A 3,625-nucleotide genomic window follows, 5' to 3' on the forward strand; every position below is an offset into this window, starting at 1 on the left:
AAAGGACTTATCACCGCAAGTTGATGGACACGGGGTGGCGGCCGTCGCCGCCATGATCTACCTGATCTTCAACGAGGGCTATTCGGCCAGCAGCGGCGAGGTGCATGTGCGCACGCCGCTGTGCGAAGAGGCGATCCGGCTCGCCCGCCTGCTCCTGCGCCTCTTCCCCGCCGAACCCGAGATCATGGGCCTTCTCGCGCTCATGCTGCTCCAGCACGCGCGCTCGGCCGCGCGCCTCGACGCAGATGGCAACATCGTGCTCCTGGAGGACCAGGACAGGAGCCTCTGGAACCGCGACAAGATCGCCGAAGGGCTGGCGCTCGTCGACAAGGCGATGCGCCATCGCCAGCCGGGGCCTTACCAGATCCAGGCGGCGGTCGCCGCCCTCCATGCGCGCGCCGCCACGCCCGAGGAAACGGACTGGCAGGAGATCAATCTCCTCTATCAGATGCTGGAACGCTTCCAGCCCTCCCCCATCGTCAGGCTGAACCGCGCCGTCGCGGTGTTCAAGGCTCAGGGGGCACAGGCGGCCCTTCTGCTCATCGAGCCGCTTGCCGACCGCCTCTCCGGCTACTTCTATTTCCACGGCGTGCGCGGCGCGCTTCTCAAGGATCTCGGTCGCGACGCCGAGGCGCGCACCGCCTTCGACCGCGCCATTGCCCTCGCCCGCACCCCGGCCGAGGCCGCCCACATCCGCCAGCATATCGACCGGCTGACAGGCGACGGCGAGGCGAACATGGCGGCGGGTTAGACCAAAAATGTCGGATGCGCACGTCCCGGTGCGTCCTGCGGTCGCATAGTCCCTATCTCAAGGAGAACACCATGCGATATGTATGCTTGGTCTATGGCGACGAAGCGGAGCTTCAGGCTCTGTCGGACGAAGACAGCCTGAAGCTCACCCGCGATTCCCTCGACTATGACAGGGTCCTCGAAAGCGGCGGCCATCTGGTCGTCGCGCACGCGCTGGAATCGCCCGCCTTCACGACCTCCTTGCGCACCAAGGGCGGCCAGGTCGTGGCGACCGACGGTCCCTATTCGGAAACGAAGGAGCAGTTGCTGGGCTTTCTTCTGATCGAGGCGGAGGACCGTCAAGAGGCGGTCGCCCTTGCTTCTAGGGTGCCGATGGTCGAGCACGGCCATATCGAATTGCGCGCCATCCACCTGCTCGAAGGCGAATAGGCCCGCCCCGCCAAAAATGTCGGAGCCGCGTCGGCGTGATCGTCCTTCGTGTGCACAACGCGAAGAAGGAGCAAACGAATGCGCTATGCCTTCCTGATCCATACCGACCAATCGGCCATGAAGTCCTGGCAGGAGGAGGATATGTGGGAATGCCTCCGCAAGGCCGACGAATATGAGGCTGCGCTCAAGCGCAACGGCCACTTCATCCTCTCCCATGGCCTCGAATGGTCCTCGCAGGCAACCGTGCTGCGCAAGCAGAGCGGCAAGGTCGTCAACACCGACGGTCCCTTTGCCGAAACCAAAGAACAGTTGCTGGGCTTCCTCCTCATCGAGGCCAGGGACAGGGAAGAAGCGGTCGCACTGGCCGCGGGACTGCCCATGCTGGACGACAGCACCGTGGAAGTCCGTGCCGTGGAAGAGTTCGAGAATGAGGTGCCCGAAAATGTCGGGCAGCCGGCCGCTCGCCCGTCCTCGGGCGGACAAACCGGCTGATCACCACAGGAGGAGACAATGCACAATCAGGTCGTTTCCCGCCAAGAATGGCTCGCCGCCCGCAAGGCGCTTTTGGAAAGGGAAAAGGAAGCCTACCGCCTGCGCGACGAGATCGCCGAGGCGCGCCGCGCCCTGCCCTGGGTCCGGATCGACAAGGACTACACCTTCGACACGCCCGCGGGGCCCAAGACGCTGGCCGATCTTTTCGAAGGCCGCAGTCAGCTCATCGTCCAGCACTTCATGTTCTCGCCCGACTGGAAGGCCGGCTGCCCCGGCTGTTCCTTCGAAGCCGATCACGTCGACGGCGCGCGGCAGCATTTCCTGCACAAGGACGTGACCTTCGTCGCCGTCTCCCGCGCCCCCATCGAGAAGATCGAGGCCTACCGCCAGCGCATGGGCTGGACCTTCCCCTGGGTCTCTTCCGGGCGAAGCGACTTCAACTACGACTTCCAGGTCTCATTCCGGAAGGAGGACATCGAGGCCGGCAAGGCCTTCTACAATTTCGCGCCCCTCAAGGAGGATCCCGGCGTCGAGGATCTTCCGGGCATGAGCGTTTTCTTGAAGGATGCCGAAGGCGCGGTGTTTCACACCTACTCGACCTTCGCGCGCGGCGGTGAGGAGGTTCTGGGCGCACTGATGTATCTCGATCTCACGCCCGTCGGCCGCAATGAAAAGTCGCCGCTCGACTGGATACATCGTCACGACGAATACCCGGTCGAGGAGCCCAGAGCCTCCTGACACGAGGTTGACAGGAGAACTGTGCGAAAAGAATTGCGGTGATCGGCCGCCGCCCTCCTGACCGGCGGCCGTTCCAAACCATCCGTTTTTGCTGCGCCGAGCGGCCGCCGGCCCCGGCTCGACTGAGAGGACTTTGCAATGAACAAAGCTCCGGAGATGCCCCGCGCGGGCCGGCGCGAGTGGATCGGCCTGGCCATCCTGGCGCTGCCCTGCATCCTCTATTCCATGGACATGACCGTGCTCAATCTGGCCGTCCCGGCCTTGAGCGAGGACCTCAAGCCTTCGAGCGCCCAGCTTCTGTGGATCGTCGACATCTACGGGTTCATGGTCGCCGGCGCACTGGTCACCATGGGCACCCTGGGAGACCGCATCGGCCGGCGCAGGCTGCTTCTGATCGGCGCCACGGCCTTCGGTCTGGCCTCCGTCTTCGCCGCCTTCGCCACCAGCGCCGAGATGCTGATCGCGGCTCGCGCCACCCTGGGCATCGCCGCGGCGACGCTCGCCCCTTCGACCCTCTCGCTCCTGCGCAACATGTTTCACGACCCGAAGGAGCGCACCTTCGCCATCGGCGTATGGATCGCCAGCTATTCCGCCGGCGCGGCGGTCGGCCCCATCATCGGCGGCATTCTGCTGGCCTATTTCTGGTGGGGATCGGTCTTTCTCATCGCCGTTCCGGTGATGGTGCTGCTGCTCGTCCTGGCGCCTATCCTGCTGCCGGAGTTCCGCGATCCGCAAGCCGGCAGGCTCGACATCCGAAGCGCCGTCCTGTCGCTCGCCGCCGTGCTCGCCGTCATTTACGGCGTGAAGCGGATGGCCGAGCACGGCCCCGGAACCGAGGCCTTCCTCTTTGTCCTGGCCGGCCTTGTGCTCGGCACCATTTTTGCGCGCCGGCAGAAGCGCCTCGCCGATCCGCTGATCGATCTCGCCCTGTTCCGCAGGCCGGCTTTCAACGTCGCCCTGCTTACCAACATCCTGAGCCTCTTCGTCGCCTTCGGTTCGTTCCTCTTCGTCGCACAGTACCTGCAGCTGGTGCTCGGGCTTTCTCCGCTCGAAGCCGGGCTCTGGTCGTTGCCCTCCGCCCTCGCCTTTGTCGTCGGCTCGATGCTGACGGGCAAGCTCACGGCGTTTGCACGGCCGGCCACGGTGATGGCGGCCGGGCTCCTGGTCGCCGCGATCGGCTTCGCCGCCGTCGCGTGGGCCGCGCTCGACGAAGGTC

5 protein-coding genes are annotated in these 3,625 nt (G+C 65.1%); all 5 read left to right on the forward strand.

Going from position 1 to position 3,625, the window contains the following annotated elements; all coding sequences use genetic code 11:
* A partial coding sequence (locus tag ACFP9U_RS24325) for an RNA polymerase sigma factor (RefSeq protein ID WP_378625378.1) occupies positions 1-751 on the forward strand: 751 nt, incomplete at its 5' end.
* A 71-nt stretch (positions 752-822) separates the two neighbouring features.
* Positions 823-1,179 carry a YciI family protein gene (locus tag ACFP9U_RS24330; RefSeq protein WP_378625379.1) on the forward strand — a complete coding sequence of 119 codons (357 nt, stop codon included), beginning with the start codon at positions 823-825 and terminating at the stop codon, positions 1,177-1,179.
* A gap of 78 nt (positions 1,180-1,257) precedes the next feature.
* Positions 1,258-1,671, forward strand: a complete 414-nt coding sequence (locus tag ACFP9U_RS24335; protein ID WP_378625380.1) for a YciI family protein — start codon at positions 1,258-1,260, stop codon at positions 1,669-1,671.
* An 18-nt stretch (positions 1,672-1,689) separates the two neighbouring features.
* Positions 1,690-2,409, forward strand: a complete 720-nt coding sequence (locus ACFP9U_RS24340) for a DUF899 domain-containing protein (protein ID WP_378625382.1) — start codon at positions 1,690-1,692, stop codon at positions 2,407-2,409.
* Between the two features lie 138 nt (positions 2,410-2,547).
* A partial coding sequence (locus tag ACFP9U_RS24345) for an MFS transporter (protein ID WP_378625383.1) occupies positions 2,548-3,625 on the forward strand: 1,078 nt, incomplete at its 3' end.

The organism is Nitratireductor sp. GCM10026969 (genome assembly GCF_042660605.1).
Classification (GTDB): Bacteria; Pseudomonadota; Alphaproteobacteria; order Rhizobiales; family Rhizobiaceae; genus Chelativorans.

What these genes read in the sequence shown, in the direction of transcription:
- ACFP9U_RS24330 (WP_378625379.1), top strand. Translation starts at nt 823, where the DNA reads ATGCGATATGTATGCTTGGTCTATGGCGACGAAGCGGAGCTTCAGGCT.
- ACFP9U_RS24335 (WP_378625380.1), top strand. Translation starts at nt 1,258, where the DNA reads ATGCGCTATGCCTTCCTGATCCATACCGACCAATCGGCCATGAAGTCC.
- ACFP9U_RS24340 (WP_378625382.1), top strand. Translation starts at nt 1,690, where the DNA reads ATGCACAATCAGGTCGTTTCCCGCCAAGAATGGCTCGCCGCCCGCAAG.